Source organism: Lentzea sp. NPDC036955, from assembly GCF_055608005.1.
The window spans coordinates 520,690-540,242 of sequence record NZ_JBVJRC010000005.1; the positions used below are offsets into that span (position 1 = coordinate 520,690).

At 71.2% G+C, this 19,553-nt stretch carries 14 protein-coding genes; 7 read left to right on the plus strand and 7 right to left on the minus strand.

Going from position 1 to position 19,553, the window contains the following annotated elements; translation table 11 throughout:
- Positions 1-43: 43 nt before the first annotated feature.
- The gene (locus tag ACZ7CF_RS19765) at positions 44-1,123 is read right to left on the minus strand and encodes a mechanosensitive ion channel family protein (RefSeq protein ID WP_360395322.1); all 1,080 of its coding nucleotides are present in this window, start codon (positions 1,121-1,123) and stop codon (positions 44-46) included.
- A 148-nt stretch (positions 1,124-1,271) separates the two neighbouring features.
- Here ACZ7CF_RS19765 and ACZ7CF_RS19770 point away from each other — a divergent pair, with 148 nt between their 5' ends.
- The 4 genes from ACZ7CF_RS19770 to ACZ7CF_RS19785 are packed head-to-tail and all read left to right on the plus strand — an operon-like array spanning position 1,272 to position 5,050.
- The gene (locus ACZ7CF_RS19770; RefSeq protein WP_458430421.1) at positions 1,272-2,279 is read left to right on the plus strand and encodes a protein kinase family protein; all 1,008 of its coding nucleotides are present in this window, start codon (positions 1,272-1,274) and stop codon (positions 2,277-2,279) included.
- A gap of 2 nt (positions 2,280-2,281) precedes the next feature.
- Complete coding sequence (locus ACZ7CF_RS19775) at positions 2,282-3,262, plus strand: hypothetical protein (protein ID WP_470370209.1); 981 nt, start codon at positions 2,282-2,284, stop codon at positions 3,260-3,262.
- Positions 3,259-4,533 (plus strand): adenylosuccinate synthetase, encoded by a 1,275-nt coding sequence (locus tag ACZ7CF_RS19780; RefSeq protein ID WP_470370210.1) that lies wholly within the window; start codon positions 3,259-3,261, stop codon positions 4,531-4,533. Before ACZ7CF_RS19775 ends, ACZ7CF_RS19780 begins: the two co-directional genes overlap by 4 nt.
- A complete protein-coding gene (locus tag ACZ7CF_RS19785) occupies positions 4,421-5,050 on the plus strand; it encodes an NUDIX hydrolase (RefSeq protein WP_458430424.1) in 630 nt (209 codons plus the stop codon). The genes ACZ7CF_RS19780 and ACZ7CF_RS19785 overlap by 113 nt, the downstream gene beginning before the upstream one ends.
- Positions 5,051-5,455: 405 nt before the next feature.
- Here ACZ7CF_RS19785 and ACZ7CF_RS19790 read toward each other — a convergent pair whose 3' ends face one another.
- The 5 genes from ACZ7CF_RS19790 to ACZ7CF_RS19810 all read right to left on the minus strand — a co-directional run bounded on the left by ACZ7CF_RS19790 (position 5,456) and on the right by ACZ7CF_RS19810 (position 14,263).
- Positions 5,456-6,655: a M1 family metallopeptidase gene (locus ACZ7CF_RS19790; protein ID WP_470370211.1), complete on the minus strand. Its 1,200-nt coding sequence runs from the start codon at positions 6,653-6,655 to the stop codon at positions 5,456-5,458.
- On the minus strand, positions 6,652-10,389 hold the full coding sequence (locus tag ACZ7CF_RS19795; protein WP_470370212.1) for a Pls/PosA family non-ribosomal peptide synthetase: 3,738 nt from the start codon (positions 10,387-10,389) through the stop codon (positions 6,652-6,654). The genes ACZ7CF_RS19790 and ACZ7CF_RS19795 overlap by 4 nt, the downstream gene beginning before the upstream one ends.
- A gap of 99 nt (positions 10,390-10,488) precedes the next feature.
- Complete coding sequence (locus ACZ7CF_RS19800; RefSeq protein ID WP_470370213.1) at positions 10,489-11,859, minus strand: DUF4153 domain-containing protein; 1,371 nt, start codon at positions 11,857-11,859, stop codon at positions 10,489-10,491.
- Positions 11,860-12,593: 734 nt separating this feature from the next.
- Positions 12,594-13,592, minus strand: coding sequence for a HAMP domain-containing sensor histidine kinase (locus tag ACZ7CF_RS19805; protein ID WP_360395338.1), 999 nt, complete (start codon positions 13,590-13,592; stop codon positions 12,594-12,596).
- A complete protein-coding gene (locus tag ACZ7CF_RS19810) occupies positions 13,589-14,263 on the minus strand; it encodes a response regulator transcription factor (RefSeq protein ID WP_360395340.1) in 675 nt (224 codons plus the stop codon). The genes ACZ7CF_RS19805 and ACZ7CF_RS19810 overlap by 4 nt, the downstream gene beginning before the upstream one ends.
- Positions 14,264-14,344: 81 nt before the next feature.
- On the opposite strand from ACZ7CF_RS19810, the gene recD2 reads away from it, so the two are divergent.
- The gene (recD2, locus tag ACZ7CF_RS19815) at positions 14,345-16,507 is read left to right on the plus strand and encodes an SF1B family DNA helicase RecD2 (protein ID WP_458430428.1); all 2,163 of its coding nucleotides are present in this window, start codon (positions 14,345-14,347) and stop codon (positions 16,505-16,507) included.
- 21 nt (positions 16,508-16,528) lie between these two features.
- Here the strand turns inward: recD2 and ACZ7CF_RS19820 are convergent, their stop codons facing one another.
- Positions 16,529-16,669 (minus strand): hypothetical protein, encoded by a 141-nt coding sequence (locus tag ACZ7CF_RS19820; RefSeq protein ID WP_360395344.1) that lies wholly within the window; start codon positions 16,667-16,669, stop codon positions 16,529-16,531.
- A gap of 225 nt (positions 16,670-16,894) precedes the next feature.
- On the opposite strand from ACZ7CF_RS19820, the gene ACZ7CF_RS19825 reads away from it, so the two are divergent.
- Positions 16,895-18,172 (plus strand): M14 family zinc carboxypeptidase, encoded by a 1,278-nt coding sequence (locus ACZ7CF_RS19825; protein ID WP_470370214.1) that lies wholly within the window; start codon positions 16,895-16,897, stop codon positions 18,170-18,172.
- Between the two features lie 205 nt (positions 18,173-18,377).
- Positions 18,378-19,499, plus strand: a complete 1,122-nt coding sequence (locus ACZ7CF_RS19830; protein ID WP_470370215.1) for a serine hydrolase domain-containing protein — start codon at positions 18,378-18,380, stop codon at positions 19,497-19,499.
- Positions 19,500-19,553: the final 54 nt, after the last annotated feature.

Below are 19,553 nucleotides of genomic sequence, written 5' to 3' on the forward strand. Positions count from 1 at the left end.
TCCCGCGGTCGCGGCGAGCGGCACCCGATCCGCGACATGCGCTCTACTTGGGCCCCGCAAACGCTTGCTCGCGCTGCGCCCCGTCCGCGCTCTCGCCGAACACCCGTGCGTCGGTGTGCTGGTCGGTCTGCGGCTGCACCCGCCTGACGGTGCTGACCGCGCGCGTCCTGATCTGCGGCAACGCGCCGTCGTGCTGGCGCTGCACCCAGTCGACCAGGTGCTCGCGCACGAGACACCGCAGGTCCCACAGCTTGCCGGCGTCCGCCGCGCTGACCAGTGCCCTGACCCGCACGAACCCCTGCGTCGCCTGCGTCACCTGCAGCACGGACACCCGCCCGTCCCACAGGTCGCTGCCCTCCAGCATGGACCGCAGCTCGTGCCGCATCGCCTCGACCGGCACCGTCCAGTCCAGGTCCAGCTCCACCGTGCCGAGCAGCGCCGACTGCGTGCGCGTCCAGTTCTCGAACGGCGTCTTCAGGAAGTACGAGGTCGGCAGCACCAGCCGCCGGTCGTCCCACAGGTGCAGCACCACGTACGTCAGCGTGATGTCCTCGACCCGGCCCCACTCGCCCTCGACGACCACGACGTCGTCGAGCCGCACCGCGTCGCTGAACGCGATCTGCAGCCCGGAGATCAGGTTGCCCAGCAACGACTGCGCCGAGAACGCCGCGACCGCGCCGATCACCGCCGCCGAGGCGAGCACCGTCGACCCGACCGCCCGCGCACCGGGGAACGTCATCAGGATCGCGCCGACCGCCAGCACGCCGATGACCACCAGCACCAGCCGCCGCACCAGCGTGACCTGCGTGTGCACCCGCCGCGCGTGCCGGTTGTCCGTGACGTCCGTGCGGATGCGCGCCAGTGACACGTCCACGAGCGTGCTGATGAGCGCGGCCAGCAACCACGCTCCGGCGAGGATCAGCGCTATGCCGAGGACGTGCTGCGTGACCGGCGCGTCGACCGGGTACACGCTGAGGCTTATCTGAGTGGCCAGCACCGCCGCGAACGCCTGCCCGGGACGGTACATCCGCCCGCTGTGGGTGAAGCGCCGCACCAGCCGGTGCACCACCTCCACCACCAGCAACGAGAAGACCACCGAACACCCGAGCACCACGAACAGCACCTGTTTCCTCCTTCCGTTCCGGACCGGTTACCCGTGGTCCCGACGGCGGAACACCATGAGCCGCCTCACTCGTACAGGGGAAGGTCGTCCGGATCACACCGGTCACCCGGCCGTTGCAATCCGAGTTTGAGTCTCTTAGACTCAAACCATGCTCACGACGACCGAGGCCCTGGACCAGGTGGAAGGTGCCGCGACCCCCGAAGCCCTCTTCGGCCCGCGGACCACCGACCCGGCCGGCCGCAGGCAGGCCAAGCGCCGGTACCACGCCCTGGCCTCGGTCCTGCACCCCGACGTGGTGGGCCCGCACCACCCGCGGGCCCACGCCGCGGCGGCGAAGCTGACCGGCCTGCACCACGACTGGGCGCACGGCACCCGCGTCGAGCTCAGGACCAGGACGGGCCTCTACCGCATCGGGGAGCCGTTCGCGCGGGGCAGCATCGCCAACCTGTACGAGTCGGACGGCCCGCACGTGGTGAAGGTCGTGCGCAACCCGGCGCTCAACCCGCTGCTGCACGGCGAGTGGCAGGCGCTGCGGCGGCTGGAGCGGTTCACCGACCACAACCAGTGGCTGCGGCCGTTCTACCCGCGGCTGCTCGACACCTCCGGCGACGTCGCCAAGGGGTCGCGCGCCTTCACCGTGCTCGACCCGCTGCGGGACGGGTTCGTGACGCTCGCCGAGGTCAGGAAGGCCTTCCCGGCGGGCCTCGACGGCCGCGACTACGCGTGGATGCACCGCAGGCTGCTCAAAGCGCTGGCCGGCGCGCACCAGGCCGGTCTCGTGCACGGCGCCGTCACCGCGGACAACGTCCTGGTCCACCCGCGGCAGCACGGCATCGTGCTGGCCGGCTGGTCGTTCGCCGTCGAGGAGGGCCAGCGGCTCCTCGCCACCAGCCGCACGACCACCTACCCGCCGGAGATCGGCCTGGGCCACCCGGCCACGGCGGCCACCGACGTCCACATGGCACACCTGCTGATGCGGGAGGTGCTGCGGCCGGACGAGGAACGCCAGCTCGCGTTCGCCGGCGGGTGCCTGCAGGACCAGCCGCGGCGCCGCCCGGACGCCGTCGACCTGCTCGGCGAGTACGACGACCTGCTCGAAGACCTCTACGGGCCACGGGTGTTCCGCCCGTTCGCCCTCCCCGAGACTGGAGAATGACCATGGGACACGGCAAGTGGGACGACAACGCCTACGCGGCGGCCAAGACCTTCCGCGCCGCCAAGGGGATCGCAGACTTCGGCTACACCGCGTCGGTCCGGTCGCGGCCGCGGGACGACTGGAAGGCCGCACCCGCGCTCGACCCGTTCAAGGTCGCGGTCCGCGAGTGCCGCGACTCGCCCGACCACGCCGACTCGACACCCATCGCGGTGCTGTTCGACGTGACCGGGTCGATGGGCAGCGTGCCGCGGATCATGCAGGGCAAGCTCGGCAAGCTGCACGGGTTGTTGCAGCGCAAGGGGTACCTCACCGACCCGCAGCTGATGTTCGGCGGCATCGGCGACGCCGACAGCGACCGGGTCCCGCTGCAGGTCGGGCAGTTCGAGTCGGACAACCGCATGGACGAGCAGCTGCGCGACATCTTCCTCGAAGGCAACGGCGGCGGGCAGAAGAGCGAGTCGTACGAGCTGGCCGCGTACTTCATCGCGCGGCACGTGGTCACCGACGCCTGGCAGAAGCGCGGACGCAAGGGCTACCTGTTCATCATCGGCGACGAGCTGAACAAGCGGCGGCTGAAGGCCGAGCACATCCGCCGGGTCATCGGCGACGACGTCCATCAGGACATCGACCCCGTGTCGGTGTACCGGGAGCTCGCCCGCAGGTGGAACGTCTACTTCATCCTGCCCAACCAGTCGTCGTACTTCAACGACGACAGCATCGCCGAGCACTGGCGGTCGATCCTCGGGCAGAACTTCCTCAAGCTCGACGACCCCGGCGCGGTGTGCGAGCTGATCGCCGCCACGATCGGCATGGAGGAGCAGGTCGTCGACCTCGACCAGGCGCTCGTCGACCTCGCCGAGATCGGGTCGGTCGCCGAGAGCAGGTCGGTCGGCAAGGCGCTGGTCGCCGTCGGTGCCACCGCCCGCCCGGTCACCGCCGCGCCGCTCGCCATCGACGGCCCCGACGACGTGACGCTGACGTGACCGGCCACGTGGTCGTCGTCGGGCTCGGGTTCGGCGACGAGGGCAAGGGCGCCGTGGTCGACGCCCTGTGCGCGGACGGGTCGGTGTCGAAGGTCGTGCGGTTCAACGGGGGAGCGCAGGCCGCGCACAACGTCGTCGTCGGCGACCGGCACCACACGTTCAGCCAGTTCGGGTCGGGCACGCTCGCGGGCGTGCCGACCTGGCTGTCGCGCCACGTGCTCGTCGAACCGATCGCGCTCGCCACCGAGTCGCGCGAGCTGGAAGCCATCGGTGTCGCGGACCCGCTGTCGCTGATGTCGGTCGACGCGCGGGCACTGCTCACCACGCCGGTCCACGTCGCCGCGAACCGGGCCAGGGAGAGGGCCAGGGGCGCCGACCGGCACGGCTCGTGCGGCAAGGGCATCGGCGAGACCGCCTGGTACGGGCTGCTCGCCGGGAGGAACGCGTGGGAGGTGGTCGAGGGGCAGCGGGTGCTCGGCGAACCGGGCCCCGCCCCCACCGTCGGCGACTGCCTGGACCCGAGGGCGTTGCGGCACAAGCTGGACGCGCTCGCCCGGTTCTACGAGCCGCTGACCGGCGCCACCGCCGACGTCGACGGGCTCGTCGCGCTCTACCGGTCCTTCGCCGACGCCGTGCGCATCACGACCGGTGACGAGCTCGACGGTGCCGGCCGGGTCGTCTTCGAAGGCGCCCAAGGCGTTCTGCTCGACGAGACCCACGGGTTCCACCCGCACACGACGTGGTCGACCGTGACGCCGCGCAACGCCAGGGAGCTGCTGAACGGCCGCCCGGCCCGGGTGATCGGCGTGACCAGGACCTACCAGACCAGGCACGGCGCCGGCCCGCTGCCGACGGAGGACCCGGCCGTTCTCGCCCGGTTCCCGGAGCGGCACAACGGCACGGGGGAGTTCCAGGGCGCCTGGCGGGCCGGTCACCTCGACGCCCGGCTGCTCCAGTACTCGGTGCGGTGCTGCGGTGGCGTCGACGGGCTGGCCGTGACGCACCTGGACGCCGACGGCCTCCAGGTCGCCACCCACGAGGGCCTGGAGGAGATGCCGGACCCGGTGGCGTACCTGGAACACCTGCTCGACGTCGAGGTGCTGGTCACCGGGGCGGGCCCGGCCAGGGCGGACTACGCGGTGCGGGAGAATCCACGCCATGATCGAGTCGACGCTGGTGTCGGTGGACGTGATCGCACTCCGGTTCGACCCGGACGCGCGCGCGGTGCTCCTGGGGGTGGCACCGCGGGCGCACGACCCGTTCGCCGGTGAGCTCGCCCTGCCCGGTGTGCTGCTGGGCAAGGGCGAACGCCTGCGGGACGCGACCACCAGGGCCGTCACCGGGAAGCTGGGCCTGGCCGAGGAGTCCGTGACCGCCACCGGCCAGCTCGCGATGTTCGACGAGCCGTCCCGCGACCCGCGCGGCCCGACGCTGTCGATCGCGCTGTGGGCCACGCTCACCCGCCCCGGCCGGAACGACCTGACCTGGACCACGCTGGACGCCGTGCCCGCGCTGGCCTTCGACCACAACCGGATCGTCGCCGACTGCCGCCCGCTGCTCGCCGACAAGCTCTGGCGCGACGTGGCGTTCACCGCGGGCCTGCTCGGACCGGAGTTCACGACGGCACAGGCGCTCGACGTGACCGAGTCGCTGACCGGCGACCGCCCCTACCCGGCCAACCTGGGCCGCACGATGGACCGCGTACCCGGTCTGGAACGCACCACCCAGCACGCGTCGGCACTGCCCAAGGGCGGCCGTCCACCGCTGGTGTGGCGCTTCACCGCCTGATCCCCCTGCTTCCCGGGCATCTGCAAGTACCGAGCCTTTTCCATCCTGGTTCCGCTGGTGGTGGCGAGGTGTGACCGACGGGTCTGCCGCAAGCGGCTCGAGTCGGCGGTGCTGGGTCGTTGCGATCAGGAGTCATCGTTTCCCTGACGTTCGCAATCTTGATGGTCGCGCTCTCACCGGTGTCCACCGACCAGTTGGCGGTAGTTGAGGTGATCTGACAACGTTGTCTTCTGCCTGTAACTACAACCAACTCAGCGCGGTAGCGGCGTGAGAGCGGTTCCACACGTCGATGACGCGCAGAGCTTTCGCGACAGCGCCCTGACCTGCCAGAACAAGTTGGAAAAGGCTCACCACCAACTCAACATCAACAAGCACTTTTCCACTACCAACTGCGGCACCGAGGTCTCAGCGCGGTAGCTCCGGCTTGAACAACCACCGGGTCAGCAGGTCCCGGTGCCCGGCCAGCGCCAGGAAGTCCTCCGTCGTCACCACGCCGTGCCGGTGGCGCGCGCACCACTCCCGCAGCAACGCGAAGAACGAGTCGTCGCCCATCTCCCGGCGCAGCGCGTGCAACGTCAACGCCCCGCGCTTGTAGACCCGGTCGTCAAACCAGTCGGCCCGGTCCGGCCGGCCGATCACGACGTCCTGCGGCAGCCGTCGCAGCAGGTCACGAGCCCCGGTCGCGCACGCGTCCGCCGACCGGCCGCCCGAGGCCTCCGACCACAGCCACTCCGAGTAGCAGGCGAAGCCCTCGTTCAGCCAGATGTGCTCCCACTCCGCGACACCCACGGAGTTGCCGAACCACTGGTGCGCCAGCTCGTGCGCCACCAGCCGCTCCGAGCCGCGACGGCCGTCCACGTGGTTCGCACCGAACGTCGACAACCCCTGCGCCTCAACGGGAACGTCCAGCGCGTCATCGGTCACCACGACCGCGTACCTGGCGAACGGGTACGGCCCGAACAGCGACGAGAACAGCTCGACCATCTGGTTCTGCCGCCCGAAGTCGTGTGCCACCAGGCGCTTCAGCCGCGCCGGCGCCCACACGCCGGGCAGCGCCTCCACGTACTGTCCGATCTGGACGGTCGCGAGGTAGGTGGCCATCGGCGCGGCCATCGAGTAGGTCCACTTCGTCGTGCTGCCGGAGACCTTGCCGTCCACCAGCACCCCGTTGCACACCACGGTGTACGGCGAGGGCGCGGTGACCTCCAGGTGGTAGGAGGCCTTGGACGAGGGGTGGTCGAGGCACGGGAACCACGACGGCGCCCCGATCGGCTGCGAGGCCACGATCGAGCCGTCGGTGAGCTCGTCCCAGCCGAGGTCGCCCCACTCCGGTGTCGAGATCGGCGTCGGCGTGCCCGAGTAGCGGACCTCGACCGAGAACGACCCGCGCACGGCGGCACGCACGTTCAGCACCCCGCCGGCGTGCCCGTAGCGCGCCGGCCTGCCGTTCACCAGGACCTTCGAGATCCGCAGCGAGCCGAAGGACAGCGAGAACGACGACAGCGGCGACGCGCAGGAAGCCTGCAGCACCGCGCGCCCGGACAGGCGCGCGGAGTGCGGCTTGTAGTCAAGCTCCAGTGCGTAATGGTGTACGGAGAAGGTCATGTCCACGCGGAGATCGGGTTGCCCAGCCAACGGGTTCCCGACGGTACATCTTCTCCGCGCATGACCAGCGAGGCGGGTCCGATCGTCGTGTGGTCGCCCACGGACGCGCCGGGCAGCACGATCCCGTGCGGGCCCAGGGTGGACCCGGCGCCCAGCTCCACGCGGTCCATCCGCAGGATGCGATCGTGGAACAGGTGCGTCTGCACGACGCAGCCGCGGTTCACGGTGGCACCGGCGCCCAGCGACACCAGGTCCGCCTCGGGCAGCCAGTACGACTCGCACCACACGCCCCTGCCCACCGACGCGCCCAGCGAGCGCAGCCAGAGGTTCATGACCGGCGTGCCACCGGAGAACCCGATGAGCCACGGCACCGCGAGCACCTCGACGAACGTGTCCGCCAGCTCGTTGCGCCACACGAACGCCGACCACAGCGGGTACTCGCGGACCTTGAACCGCCCGACCAGCACCCACTTCGCGACCGCGGCCACCACGCACGCGGCGACACCGGCGGCGAGCAGCACCACACCGGCCCACCACAGGCCGAACGCCTTCAGCGCGAAGAACACCAGCACGACCAGCGCGACGTTCAGCATCACCGGCACGAACCGGAACAGCTCCACGACGGCCCGCGCCCACAGCAGGTGCGCCGGCGGGTCGTAGGTGCGCGAGTCGTCCGACGCTGCCGCGGTGCGCGGCAGCTTCATCGGCGGCATGCCCAGGTACGACGAACCGGCCTTGGCCCGCTTCGGCGCCGCGGACAGCACGCCGACGAGCCCGCCCTTGGGCACCGCGCGACCGGGTGCGGTCATGCCCGAGTTGCCCAGGAACGCCCGCTTGCCCACACGGGCCGTGGCGATCCGCAGCCAGCCGCCGCCGAGCTCGTAGGAGGCGACCATCGTGTCGTCGGCCAGGAACGCACCGTCACCGACGCGCGTCATCTTCGGCAGCGCCACGACCGTGGACGCCTCGACCCGGCGCCCGACCTTCATGCCGAGCAGCCGCAGCCACACCGGCGTGAACAGCGACGCGTACAGCGGGAACAGCGCCGAACGGGCGATGTTCATCAGCCGCTCGGTCGTCCACGCCTGCCAGGCCACGCGGCTGTGCACGGGGTAGTGGCCCTCGCGCATGCCGATGCCCAGCAACCGCACGGCCATGAGCACCAGCAGGGCGTAGGAGCCGAACCAGATCGCCGAGGCCACCGGCACGTCCCACAGCGCCGACGTGAGCGTCACCGGGCGGCGCAGCACGTACAGCACCGCCGGGGCCGCCGCGAGCAGCGGCAGCGCGCCCAGCAGACCGGACGAGACGCCGTACATGAGGTTCCAGAACCGCGACCGCTCCGGCCGGCGCGACGGGAACGAGCGCGCCGCCTTGCCCTCGCGGATCGCGGGCACACCGGCCCAGCGCTGACCGGTCGGCACCGAGCCGCGCACGCCCGAACCGGGCGCCACCTCGGCCTTCTTGCCGATCCGCGCACCGGGGAACAGCGTGCTGCGGGCACCGACGGTCGCGCCAGCGCCGATCCGGATGCGGCCGATGCGCAGCCGGTCGCCGTCGAGCCACCAGCCGGACAGGTCCACCTCGGGTTCGACGGCGGCACCGCGCCCGACCTTCAGCATGCCCGTGACCGGCGGCAACGAGTGCAGGTCGACACCGGGGCCGATCTTCGCGCCGAGCGCCCGCGCGTAGTGCGTGACCCAGGAGCCGGACAGCTCGGTGGCACGTGACTGCTGAGCCAGCATCTCGGCGGTCCACAGCCGCAGGTGGACGGACCCGCCGCGCGGGTACTCGCCGGGCTTCACGCCGCGCAGCAGCAGCCGGGCGCCGCCCGCGGAGATCGCGAGCCGTCCGGCGGGGCTCAGGAACACCACGAACCCCGCGGCGACCCACCACCACGACACGGAGGTCCAGCCCAGGACGTTCGACAGCGCCGTCAGGGCCACGACCCAGCGCGCGCCGGCGACGGTGAGCAGCGGGATCATCAGCAGCGTCTGCACGACACCGGTCCAGCGCGGCGTCGGCACGACCTCGCGCACCTCGGCCGTCTGACCGTAGGACTCCAGGCGCCGCGCGAGCTTGTAGAGCGTCGGGTGCTGGTAGACGTCCTGCACGGACGTGCTCGGGTAGCGCGTGCGGATCAGGGAGACCAGCTGTGCGGCGCCCAGCGAGCTGCCGCCGGAGGCGAAGAAGTTCGCGCCCTCGGAGGCGGGACCGGACCCGAGGACGGCGGCCCACTGCTCCGCGAGCCAGCCTTCGAGACCGGAGAACACGACACCCGCGGTGTCCATCGACTCCAGCGGCCACGGCAGCGCGGCCCGGTCGACCTTGCCGGACGTGCGCGTCGGCAGCGTGTCGACCACCGCGACCAGCGGCACCAGCGCCGCGGGCAGCTCGGTGCGCAGCTGCTCGACCGCGGCCTCCTGGTCGAACCCGTCGTCGACGACGACGTAGCCGACGAGGACCTGGTTGCCACCGCGCGTGGTGCGCACGGCGGCGGCGGCACCGGCGACACCGGGCAGCGCCGCGAGCGCCGCGTCGACCTCGCCGAGCTCGATCCGGCGGCCGCCGAGCTTGATCTGCTCGTCCGCGCGGCCGAGGAAGACGAGGCCCTCCGGCTCGGCGCGGACCACGTCACCGCTGCGGTAGGCGCGGTCCCAGCCCATCGACGGCAGCGGCGCGTACTTCTGCGCGTCCTTCTCGACGTCGAGGTAGCGGGCCAGGCCGACGCCGCCGATGACCAGCTCACCGGACTCACCCATCGGCACGACCTCGCCCCGCTGGTCGACGACGACGAGCTCCCAGCCGTCCAGCGGCAGGCCGATGCGGACCGGGCCCTGGCCGGTCAGCTGGGCGGCGCAGGCGACGACGGTCGCCTCCGTCGGCCCGTAGGTGTTCCACACCTCGCGGCCGGGCACGGCGAGCCGCTCGGCCAGCTCCGGCGGGCACGCCTCGCCGCCGAAGATCAGCAGCCGCACGTCGTCCAGCGCCTCGACCGGCCACAGCGCGGCCAGCGTCGGCACCGTGGACACGACGGTGATCTCCTGCTCGACCAGCCACGGGCCGAGGTCCATGCCGGTGCGCACCAACGACCGCGGTGCCGGCACCAGGCAGGCGCCGTAGCGCCACGCGAGCCACATCTCCTCGCAGGAGGCGTCGAACGCGACCGACAGCCCCGCGAGCACGCGGTCGTCCGGCCCGATCGGCTCGTCCCGCAGGAACAGCCGCGCCTCGGCGTCCACGAACGCGGCGGCGCTGCGGTGGGTGACCGCGACGCCCTTGGGCTTGCCGGTGGAACCGGACGTGAAGATGATCCACGCGTCGTTGCCGAGACCGGGCTCGCCGGGCACGCCCAGCGGAGTTCCGCGCAGTGCAACGGATCGGCCTTCACCGAGCACCGCACTCACTTGCGCTTCACCGAAAACGAGCTCGGCGCGCTCGTCCGGGTCCTCGAAGTCGACCGGCACGTAGGCGGCGCCGGCCGCGAGGGTGGCGAGGATCGACACGTAGAGGTCGACGGTGCCGGACGGCACGCGGATGCCGACCCGGTCGCCGACCCCGATGCCCTCGGCGGCCAGCTTCTCCTTCAGCTCGAAGACTTCCGCGAGCAGCGCGCGGTACGTGAGCGCGGTGGTGCCGTCGTCGACGGCCGGCGCGTCCGGGTGCTGTTCGGCACTCGCGCGCAGGATGTCCAGCAGTGTGCGCGGTGCGGGCGCATCCCCTGCCGTGAACATCGATCGAAGGACAACGGGTTCGGCCGCAAGCGTCACGACAGCGTCACTTCTCACCCTCTCGGCAACTGGTGGACCCGCAACTTTACCTCCGCCCAACAACTACCGTTCGGTGTAGTAAGGCGACTCACAGACGCGTTCGCTCACCTTCACGCCTTCGAGTGACTCACGAGCGTTGTGGCGCGCCAGGTTCCACTCCCGCCAATCAGCCTCGGCACCCGGCATCCGCAGGCGCAGCAGGGCGCAGTCCCGTTTGTCCGCGGGAAGTCGCAGCAACGCGGGCACCGCGTCCTCCGACAGCGTCGACAGGTAGTACGTGTCGATCTTCTGCGTGGCCTCGAACCTCGTCACGTTGTACTCGGCCACCACGCGTTCCGGGTCCGCCACCGCGACGGCGAGCAGGAACGCCGCACCCGTCCCGGCCACGGCCCGCGGCAACCAGTTGGCGCGCAACGTGATCCCGCTCGCGATCACCATCAGGTACACCACGCCGAGCCAGATCTCGCACGACGCGACGAGCAGCCGCAGCACCGTCCACCCGTACGCCTGCTGGTAGAACCACATGCGGCTCAACGCACTCGACACGATCACCAGCGTCAGCACCGCCAGCGCCCCGAGCAGGACGCGCAGCCACAGCTGGTCCCGCGCGGTCTGCTTCGCCGCGAACCGCGCCACCCCGGCGATGACCGCGAGCGTCAGGATCGTCACCCACAGCAGCTGCCAGAACCCGGACCGCGCGTACTCGGCGAACGTGACCCCCGCCGTCCGCATCACGTAGGCCTCACCCCCGAACAGCACCGCGACCTGCGTCGCCACGAACCCCGCGAACAGCACCACGAGCGCCCCGACCGGCAGCCCGTAGTCCTTGAGCCGCAACGTCCCCGGCTTGGTCTCCGCGCCCTCGTCGATCTGCGCGGGCGCCGCGACCAGGTAGCACGCACCGACCGCGCCGAACGCCGCCACGGCCCCGTAGAACCCCATGCGCACGTACTCGCCGACCTCCCAGTCCGGCACCAGGCCCTCGAGGAAGTCGTTGAACGCCTTGTCCGCACCCGCGAGCAGTGACCCGAAGACCAGCAACAGCACCAACGCCACACCGGCCGAGATGAACGGCCGCAGGCTCTTCGGCCCGCGCCGGCTCAGGCTGCGCGCCACCCACGGGATCGACCGGAACCCGGCCAGCCCGACCCCGAGCACGCCGAACACCAGTCCCCGCACCGTCTTCCCGCCCGCCATGGCGATCGAACCGCACACCATCGACGCGAGAACGGCCATCGGGAACAACCACTCGGCGGCCCGCAGGAACCCCATGGCGAGGAACGCGAGCGCCGCGGCGAGCCACAACGCCCGTTCGACGGTCGGCTTGCCCGCGTGGAACACCACGGCGCCGACGCCGAACACCCCGGCGAGGAACCAGCCGACGCCGTTGTTCGGCGGGGCGAGCAGGGCGGCGGCGAGACCAGCGACCGCCATGACGCCGAGCACCTTCGCCGGTGCCGCGTCGGTGGGCGGGCGCCACCACGGGAGGACCGGGTTGGGGGAGGGGACGATGACGGGGCCCGCGAGGCGTGGCGCGGGTGGGCCGCCCCAGGGGGACGGTGGCGGCACAGTGGCGGCCGGAGGCTGCTCGACCTGCGGCTTCTCGCTCGGCTCCGGATCTTGTCGGACCTCGTGAGTACGTTGAAACGCAGGGGTTCCCGGTTCGGGGGTACCCCTGCGCGAGCCTGCGTCGGGGCTCTTCGCGACGGGTTCCGGAGCCTGTTTCTCCGCGACGGGTTCCGGAGCCGGTTCCTCCGCTGCGGGTTTCGGAGCCCGTTCCTCCGCAGCCCGTTCCTCCGCCGCGGGTTTCGAAACCGGTTCCTCCGCAGCCCGTTCCTCCGCCGCGGGTTTCGAAACCGGTTCCTCCGCAGCCCGTTCCTCCGCTGCGGTTTCCGCAGCCGGTTCCGCCGCAGCAGGTTCCGGAGTCGGTTCCGCCGCAGCAGTTTCCGCAGCCCGTTCCTCCGCCGCGCGAACCCGCGGCCGGTAGGCCGCCTTGCGCAGGTGCCGGTACCGCGGCCCGGCACCCCCCGGCTTCTCCGAAGGCTCCAACGGCTCAGAAGAACCGGGCGAACGCGTCGAGTCAGTCATATCCCTCTCCAAGCCCAGAAAAAGGGCGCACTCCACCGGCGCACCGGCCAGCGGTGCGCACGGAAGCCAGAAAAAGTGGTTCAGCTGGGCAACGTCACCCGGATGCACGACCCGGGGTCGACCACGGCGATGGTGCCGCCGTGCAGGTCCACCACCCACCGGGCGATGGCGAGACCGAGCCCGGTCCCACCACCGCCCGCGCGTTCCCCGCGGGTGAACCGCTCGAAGATCCGCGACCGGTCGGCCAGGGCGATCCCCGGCCCCTCGTCGCGCACCTCCAGCACCACCGACCCGCCGGACGCGTACCCGGACACGGTCACCAACCCCCCGGTGGGACCGTGCCGGGCCGCGTTGTCCACCAGGTTCACCAGCACCTGGTGCAGCCGTTCCCCGTCGGCCAGGACCGTCAGCCCGTCGGCGACCGACACCTCGAAGGACGCCGTGGGGGCGGCGACCGACGCCTCCGCCACCACGTCCGCCACCAGCGCCGCCACCGACAGCGGCTCCCGGTTCAGCGACAGCACCCCGGCGTCGATCTTCGACAGGTCCAGCAGCTCCGTGACCAGCCGGCCCAGCCGTTCGGTCTGGGCCAGCGCGGTCCGCATCGTCGCCGCGTCGGGCTGGGCGACGCCGTCGACGACGTTCTCCAGCACGGCCTGCAACGCCGAGATCGGCGTCCGCAGCTCGTGCGACACGTTGGCGATGAGCTCGCGCCGCTGCTGGTCGGCGGCGGCCAGGTCCGAGGCCATCACCGAGAACGCCTCCGCGAGCTGCCCGACCTCGTCGACCGAGGTCGCGCGCACCCGCAGCGAGTAGTCGCCGGAGGCCATCGACCGGGCCGCCGAGGTCATCTCCCGCAACGGCGAGGTCATGCCGTGCGCCAGCAGCTGCGAGGTGATGAGCCCCAGCACCAGCGCCATCAGCGTGGTGCGCGGCGGCAGCCACCCGGTCGCGTACCGGAAGTAGGCGAACGACACGCACCCGGACACCACGATCACGATCCCGAGCTTCAGCTTGATGGACCGCACCGAGTCCAGCGGACGCGGCAGCAGGTCCAGCAGAGCCAGGACCCTCCTCACCGGGGCACCTCCAGCGCGTACCCGATGCCGTGCACGGTGCGGATGAGGTCGGCCCCGAGCTTGCGCCGCAACGCCTTCACGTGGCTGTCCACCGTCCGCGACGACGCGCCGTCGTGCCACCCGCACGCCTCGGACAGCAACCGGTCGCGGCCCTGCACCGCGGACGGCCGTTCGGCCAGGAACACCAGCAGGTCGTACTCGGTCGGCGTCAGGTGCGCCTCGGTGCCGCCCCGGTGCACGCGCCGTGCCGCGAGGTCGATCGACAGGTCCCCCAGCTCCAGCGTGCGCGACACCGCCGCCCGCGAGACCCGCCGCAGCAGCACGTGCACCCGAGCGGCCAGCTCGCGCATCGAGAACGGCTTGGTCAGGTAGTCGTCCGCCCCCACGGCGAGCCCGACCAGCAGGTCCGTCTCGTCCCCGCGAGCAGTCAGCATCAGCACCGGCACCGTGCGCGCCGCCTGGATGCGGCGGCACACCTCCAGCCCGTCGAACCCCGGCAGCATCACGTCCAGGACCACCAGGTCCGGGACGAACGACGCCGCGGCGGCCACCCCCGACGGACCGTCGTGGGCCACGGACACCTCGAAGCCCTCCGCCCGCAGCCGCGCGGCCACGGACTCGGCGATCGTGATGTCGTCCTCGACCACGAGCACCCGGCGCTGACCTGTCATGACGGCGACTCTATGACCCGCTCGTGGAGGACGCCGGGACAAGTTGTGAAGATCGTGTGCAGAGCGCTGTAGGTTCACGTCATGAACGTCCTCGAAGCGGTCCTGGAGAGGATCACCTACGCCAACGAGGACAACGGCTACACCGTCGCGAAGGTCGACACCGGCCGCGGTGACCTGGTCACGGTCGTCGGCGCGCTGCTCGGCGCCCAGCCCGGCGAGTCGATCAGGATGCGCGGCCGCTGGGGTTCGCACCCGCAGTACGGCAAGCAGTTCCACGTCGACGACTACACGACCGTCCTGCCCGCCACGATCCAGGGCATCCGCCGCTACCTGGGCTCCGGGCTGATCAAGGGCATCGGCCCGGTCCTCGCCGACAAGATCGTCACGCACTTCGGCGTCGACGCGCTCGACGTCATCGAGCACACGCCCGAGCGCCTCATCGAGGTGCCGAAGCTCGGCCCCAAGCGCACGAAGGCCATCGCGGACGCCTGGGAGGAGCAGAAGGCCATCAAGGAGGTCATGGTCTTCCTCCAGGGCGTCGGCGTCTCCACGTCGCTGGCCGTCCGCATCTACAAGCAGTACACCGACAAGGCCGTCGACGTCGTGCGCGAGGAGCCGTACCGGCTGGCGAGCGACGTGTGGGGCATCGGCTTCAAGACCGCCGACGTGATCGCCAAGGCCGTCGGCATCCCCCACGACAGCCCGCAGCGGGTCAAGGCCGGCCTGCAGTTCACGCTCTCCGAGGCCACCACCGACGGCAACTGCTACCTGCCGGAGCAGGCGCTCATCGCGGAGGCCATCAAGATCCTCCAGGTCGACACCGGGCTCGTCATCGACTGCCTCGCCGAGCTCGTCGAGGAGGAGGGCGTGGTCCGCGAGGAGCTGCCCGACGACGAGATCGCGATCTACCTGGTGCCGTTCCACCGCGCGGAGATCTCACTGGCGGCCCAGCTCAGGCGCCTGCTGCACAGCGACACCGACCGCATGCCGAGCTTCCAGGGCGTGAACTGGGACAGGGCGCTCGCCTGGCTCGGCACCGAGCTGGAGCAGCACCAGCGGGAGGCCGTGCAGCTCGCCCTCACCCGCAAGGTCGCGGTGCTCACCGGCGGACCGGGCTGTGGCAAGAGCTTCACCGTGCGCTCGATCGTCCGGCTGGCGCTGGCCAAGCGCGCGAAGGTCGTCCTGGCCGCCCCGACCGGCCGCGCCGCGAAGCGCCTCACCGAGCTGACCGGCCACGAGGCCCGCACCGTGCACCGGTTGCTGGAGCTCAAGCCCGGCGGTGACGCCGCCTACGACCGCGACCACCCGCTCGACGCCGACCTGGTCGTGGTGGACGAGGCGTCGATGCTGGACCTGCTGCTCGCCAACAAGCTCGTGAAGGCCGTGCCGCCGGGCGCGCACCTGCTGCTGGTGGGCGACGTCGACCAGCTGCCGTCCGTCGGGGCGGGCGAGGTGCTCAGGGACGTGCTGGCCCACGGCAGCCCGGTCCCGAACGTCCGGCTCACGCACATCTTCCGGCAGGCGCAGGAGTCGGGCGTCGTCACGAACGCCCACCGCATCAACAGCGGCGAGTACCCGGTGGTGCAGGGCCTGCCGGACTTCTTCCTCTTCGCCGCCGACGAGGCCGAGGACGCCGCCACCCTCACGGTCGACGTCGTGGCGAACCGCATCCCGCGCAGGTTCCGGCTCGACCCGCGCAAGGACATCCAGGTGCTCGCCCCCATGCACCGCGGTCCTGCCGGTGCCGGCTCGCTGAACGCGGTGCTGCAGGAGGCGCTGACGCCGTCGCGCGAGAACCTGCCGGAGAAGCGCTTCGGCGGCCGGGTGTTCAAGGTGGGGGACAAGGTCACCCAGATCCGCAACAACTACGACAAGGGCCGCAACGGCGTCTTCAACGGCACCCTGGGCGTCGTCACCGCGCTGGACCCGGTCGAGCAGAAGCTCACCATCCGCACCGACGAGGACGAGGACGTCGACTACGAGTTCTCCGAGCTGGACGAGCTCAGCCACGCCTACGCCATGACCATCCACCGGTCGCAGGGCAGCGAGTACCCGTGCGTGGTCATCCCGATCACGACCAGCGCGTGGATGATGTTGCAGCGCAACCTGCTCTACACCGCCGTCACGCGCGCGAAGAAGCTCGTCGTCCTCGTGGGCTCGAAACGCGCCATCGGCCAGGCCGTGCGCACGGTGGGGGCCGGCCGCCGCCACACCGCGCTGGCCCACCGCCTGCGCACCGGCTGACCCGCCCGATCCCCGGCGAGCTCAGTCCAGGCTGCGGACGATCGTGGGCTCCAGCCCCTCGTCGTCGTCGGTGAGGGAGCCGCGCCAGGGGAAGTACAGGTGGTCCGGCAAGCCGAGGTAGGAGATCTCAGCGACGTTGGTGTCGAGGTGGAGATGATCCATGGCTGACGCTCCCGTTGGGTTCCCGTGGGCTGTGTGCGGACCTCGCTGTCGTCGAGTCGGTTTCGGCGTGGAGCACAATAACCGCTGCGATGCTGGGACCGATCTTATTGATTTTCGTCACAGCTCGCCAAGCGGCAGTTTGCGGGTCCCACTGACCGGACGGTAGTCATCCGTCCGGTCGAACGGACTGGCGCGGCTCACCCGGACGGCCGATCATCGGTGGTCATGCGGACCGCCCTCGCCCTGCTCGCCGGCCTGACCCTGCTGCTCAGCCCGGCACCGGCGCCGGCGGACGGTCCACAGGCGACGTACGTGCTGCGGGTCCCGGCCCCGCTGGGGGAATCGGCCGAACGGCTGCTCGGCCTCGGCTATGACGTCGCGGAACACCGCGACGGCGCGGACCTCTTCGTCATCGGGAACGCGCACACCGCCGACGACCTCCGCGTCGACGGTTTCCAGTCCACTGTCGAGTCGGCGCTGCCCGCGTCTCAACAGGTGCCGCGGTCGCCCGACGCCACGACCTACTACGGCGGCTACCGCACGGTCACCGCGCACCTCGCCCACCTCGACGAGGTCGCCGCACAGCACCCGGACCTCGCGACCGTCGTCGACTACGGCGACTCCTGGCGCAAGACCCAGGGCGACGGCGGCCACGACCTGAAAGCCGTCTGCATCACCAGGATGGCGCCCGGCGACTGCGCGCTGACGCCGGCCGCGCCGAAGCCGCGGCTGTTCGTGATGGGGCAGCTGCACGCCCGCGAGATCACCACCGGTGACCTGGCGTGGCGGTTCGTCGACGACCTGGTCGGCTCCGACCTGACCGCGCTGCTCGACGACCTGGAGGTCTGGGTCGTGCCGATCGCGAACCCCGACGGCGTGGACATCGTCGAGTCCGGCGGCGACACCCCCGTGCCGCACCGCAAGAACGCGCAGGGCACCTGCTCCAGCGGTCCGCGCGGCGTCGACCTCAACCGCAACGCCGGCTCGCACTGGGGTGAGGTCGGCAGCTCCGCGAACAGGTGCAGCGAGGTCTACCGCGGCCCGCGCGCCGACTCCGAGGTGGAGACCCAGGCGCTGCAAGCGTTGTGGCGCAGCCTCTACCGCGACACCCGCGCGCCCGGTGACACCGCGGCGGCCACACCGGACACGACCGGTGCCGTGATCTCCATGCACAGCTACGGCAACTACGTGCTCTTCCCGTGGGGCTGGAGCACGCAGAAGTCCGGCAACGACGAGGCGCTGCGCAGGATCGCGAACGAGATGGCCGCGCTGTCCGGGTTCCGCGCGGGCCAGCCGGGCGAGCTGCTCTACAACGCCTCCGGTGCCACCGACGACTGGGTGTACGACGACCTGGGTGTGCCGAGTTTCGTCTGGGAGATCGGTGCCTCGTCGGGCACCTGCGGCGGGTTCCTGCCGCCTTTCTCCTGTCAGCAGGACGTGCATTGGCCGAAAGTGCGCGCAATGCTCGTCTCGGCCATGAAAGCGGCGCACAAGCCCTATTGATCCGGCCCGATCAGCCGTCGTTCGCCCCCAAGGGCAGATCACGCCACCTGGAACCGCCGGTCTCCGCCCGGTCGGTGGCGGTCGATCTCGTTGCCGTGCAGGCGATTCCACGCCAGGACGCACCCCGGGTCAGGGTCACCCCTAGGGAGGCCCGTCCGCCTTGAGGTGGATGCGGCGGTCCCCGCGCCTCGACAAGGTGGTGGACATGGGGATTCGACTGAGAGTTCGACTCGTGGCCGGCATCACGACGGCCGGACTGCTCGCCGCCACCACCGGCACCGCGCTCGCGGCCGACACCACGGCCGACGCCACCGGCGGCGCGATCGACCGCGGGGTCGTGCAGGGGGCGCTCGACCAGATCACGGCGAGCGGGGGAGCGCTCGGCGTCCAGGTCAGGGTGACCGACGGGCGCCACCGCCTCACCGCCCGGTCCGGCAAGGCCGAGCTCGACCGCAACCGCCCGGTGCCGGAGAACGGCCGGTTCCGCATCGGCAGCATCACCAAGACGTTCGTGTCGACGGTGCTGCTGCAGCTCGCCGGCGAGGGCAAGCTCGACCTGGACGCGCCCGTCGTGCGCTACCTGCCCGGTTCGATCGACACCCGCATCACCGTGCGGCAGGTGTTGCAGCACACCAGCGGGCTCTACGACTACACCAGCGCGCTGCCGCTCGACCCGGACGGCTTCGAGCAGATCCGCTACAAGCACTGGTCACCGCAGGAGATGCTCAAGACCTCCACGGACCGGCCGCTCGACTTCGAGCCCGGCACGCAGTGGAGCTACTCCAACACCAACTACGTCGTTGCCGGCCTGCTGGTCGAGAAGATCACCGGCCGCCCGTACGAGAAGGCCGTCGAGCAGCGCATCCTCAAGCCGCTGCGGCTGGCCGACACCGAGGTGCCCGGCGACGACCTCGACATCAGGGGCCCGCACGCGCACGGCTACTCGACCGTGAAGGGCAAGCCGACCGACGTCACCCGCCTCAACCCGTCGGTCGCGTGGGCCGCCGGTGAGATGATCTCCACGACGAAGGACCTCGACACGTTCGTCGTCGCGCTGGCGAGCGGCAAGCTGCTCAAGCCCGCGCAGCAGCAGGAGATCAGCAGGACGACCGCGGTCAGCCCCGCCTACGGCCTGGGCCTGCAGGTGCAGACCCTGCCGTGCGGCACGAAGGTGTGGGGCCACGGCGGCGGCATCCCCGGCTACTCCTCGGAGCTGCTGACCACGCCGGACACCCGGAAGCGCCTGGAGCTGTCGGCGACCAGCGCGCCGACCAGCGGCAACCCCACCGACGCCTACCTGAAGCTGCTCACCGAAGCGTTCTGCTGACCCGCCTGTTTCCGGGCAAACGAAAGGGGAGCTGGGCTGACCAGCTCCCCTCCC